The sequence below is a fragment of the Arthrobacter sp. 9AX genome (genome assembly GCF_902506095.1).
Classification (GTDB): domain Bacteria; phylum Actinomycetota; class Actinomycetes; order Actinomycetales; family Micrococcaceae; genus Arthrobacter.
Map to the genome: position 1 here is coordinate 1 of NZ_LR733297.1, position 2,888 is coordinate 2,888.

Below are 2,888 nucleotides of genomic sequence, written 5' to 3' on the forward strand. Positions count from 1 at the left end.
GTTCCAGGATGTTGCCGGCGGTCTCCCCCGCAACGGGTGCTTCGTCCCCGGGTGCCTCTTCGTCGGGTGCTTCTCCCAGGCCCAGTTCGGCCAGCAGCCAGGGGTCGTCGAAAGCGTCGGCAACGCATTGGATGAGGGCCGGGGGCACCCGGAAGTGCGTGTCAATGGTGAGCAGCCCGAGTTCGGCGAGTTCCTCAAACCGGCCCATGGCCACCTTGGTCAGGAGTTGGGCCATGTTCTTTTCAGCTTCCGGCGCATGCTCGGGGGCGGCGAGGATGCGTTCCACCACGGGTGCTTCGGGCGTGGCTGCCGAGAGCAGCACCGATACCTGTACGGCGGCAATGGTCCGTTCCCACGGCTGATCGGGATCGAGCCGGAGAACGGCCTGATCGAGGTACATCGCAGTGAAAGTCCGAAACTCCTCCAGCTGAGGTGACGGATCGCCTGACAGGAAGTTGCGGGCCTCCTCTGACGGCACCACCTTCGTTGGCTTGATGTGAATCAGTTCGGCAGCCGCAAGGGCGGCCCAGATGCGGGACAGCAGTGGCACCTCATGCATGCTCCGCACCGTTGTGACGTCGCCGGCCGGCTCCGCCTTCCTGGTGCTGCCCTTGGCTTGCACGCCGACGCAGGCGGCCGCCTCTGCAATATCGCTCAGGCGAACCGCGCCCGTTCCGGTCACGGGCTTCCCATCACCGATCCATCGAAGCAGTGCTGTTGTTTTCTGGATCAGGGGCAGCGCTGAAAAGACAACCAGCGCCTGGTCCTCCGGGATGTCCGGAACTTCCAGGGGCTCCTGCACGGTGGCCGCTCCGGCGAGGTCGTCGAAGGCGTCCAGCACTTCTGCCAACTGTTCTGCCGTCCCCGTCCAGCGGCCGGTTTCGGACAGGAACTCGACGTAGCTCCGGACAGCGTCAACGGTGTACGCAATTTCGTCCGTGTCCGCCTCGTCGGGAGCTTCGGCAGGCCCGGCAAGCTGTTCGGCAACCTCTTCGGCCACAGCGTTGGCCAGGGCAGCCGGATCAAGGTTTGTCAGATCCGGCGCCGCACTGCTTTCCAGGTAGCGGCCCATAACCGGTTCCATAAACTTCAGGTACTGCAGGGCGGCAGCACCCGCGCCGGGCCTGCCGTCGTCAAACCATTGGATATAAGCCGGGGCCGCCGCATCCAGGGCGCGGCTGGCACGGAAGGAACTGAGGGAAACCGGTGCCGGGCGGCCTTTGCCCGAACCCTTGTTCGCGCGCCGGTTCTTAGTGTTCTTGCCCAAAGGTGTCCCTTACTGCCGGAGGAAATGTTGCTGCATCGACGCTACTGATTCCGACGGCGCCACGCCACTTTCGGGGTCGTGGGCTTTCTGCCCGGGTACCTGCGGGGGCGGCCGGGTGCCGGACCAGGAGCGCGGGCCGGTGTCTGACGAGGGCTCCCCAAAATGTTTTGAAGAATTTTTCTGGAGAGAGCTCAGCGGGCCGTGTTTTGTCAGACCCCCTCGCGATGATTGGTTTATGGGGAAAGCGGCGGTGGCGAAGGCGTTGGAGGATATGAATGCTGCTATTGCTGTGCTTAATGCCGAGGTGGGTGGGTGTGGTTCGGAGCCGTTTTCGGAGGCTGATCCGTTGGCCGGGTTGGCTGATGGGTGCCTGGATATTCTTGCCGGGGCCGCCGGGGTTCAGGCCCGGATTTCGGGATTGATGGTCAATGCCGCAGGGACTTACGCCGACAGGGCACGGGCGGCCGCTCCGCCGGAGGCACCGGTGCAGGCGCAGGAAATGGCGATCGCGGCGGAGATCGGGGCCCTCCTGTCCCTGAGTGGCCGGGCCGCCGGCGCCCTGTTGGCCCAGTCCCATGCCTTGACCACCTCCCTGCCCCGGACGCTGGCTGCGCTGCACCATGGAACACTTTCCTGGCAGCACGCCACGGTGATGGTGGACGAGGCCGCCACTCTTGACCCCGCCGGCGCCGCCGCCCTCGAAGCACACTTCCTGGACCCGGACGCACCGAGACCGGCCACTGCCGCCTCCATTGGGGAGATGCCGGCGTACCGGTTCAAGGCCAAGGCCCGGACCTGGCGGGAACGCCACCACGCCGAATCGATCGAGAAACGCCATGCCAAGGGAGTCTTGGATCGGCGGGTGGAGTACCGGCCGGACCAGGACGGGATGGCCTGGCTTTCTGCGTACCTGCCCGCGGACCAGGCTTCGGCTGCCTGGAACCGGTTGACGGCCCTGGCCCGGGGGCTGCAGGGACCCGACGAGGGCCGCACCCTCCCACAACTGCGGGCCGATATTTTCTCCTCGGCGATTCTCGGCAGCGGCACCAGTAGCGGCACCACCAGCCGCGGTGCCCCTGACTCCACCGGCGCGGGCGCGGGAACCGATGGGGGCCCGCCGGCGGGGATCAGGGCGCAGGTGCTGGTCACCGTGCCTGTGTTCTCCCTGCTGGGATTGACCGATGAGCCGGCGGTCCTGGACGGGTACGGGCCGATCCCGCCCTCGATGGCACGCCAACTCATCGCCGAGGGCGCGGGTTCGTTCTACCGGGTCCTGGTCGACCCGCGCGACGGTGCCCCGCTGGAGATCGGGCGCACGAACTACCGCGTCAGCACGGCGATGCGGCGCTGGCTCAGGCTGCGGGACGGAAAATGCCCCTTCCCCGGCTGCAACAACCCGTCCCTGGACAACGAAGCCGATCACCTCCTCGCCTGGCACCACGGCGGCACCACCGGGATATCGAACCTCGGACAACCCTGCCCCAAACACCACAAGCTCCGCCACACCAGCGGCTGGAAACCCACCCCGGCCAGCAAAACCGAACCACCGGGCTGGACCTCCCCCACCGGCAGGCACTACAAAAGCGAACACCAGGACTGGGAACCACCCCACTGGCCCCAC

2 protein-coding genes are annotated in these 2,888 nt (G+C 66.6%); one reads left to right on the forward strand and one right to left on the reverse strand.

Annotated features, from left to right (window positions below; genetic code table 11):
- Positions 1–1,267: hypothetical protein (locus BACI348_RS20495; RefSeq protein ID WP_201298529.1), on the reverse strand; the 1,267-nt coding region annotated here is incomplete at its 3' end.
- Between the two features lie 235 nt (positions 1,268–1,502).
- Between BACI348_RS20495 and BACI348_RS20500 the strand changes: the two genes are divergently transcribed.
- Positions 1,503–2,888, forward strand: a 1,386-nt coding sequence (locus BACI348_RS20500; protein WP_159830417.1) for an HNH endonuclease signature motif containing protein, incomplete at its 3' end; no start/stop codon positions are given.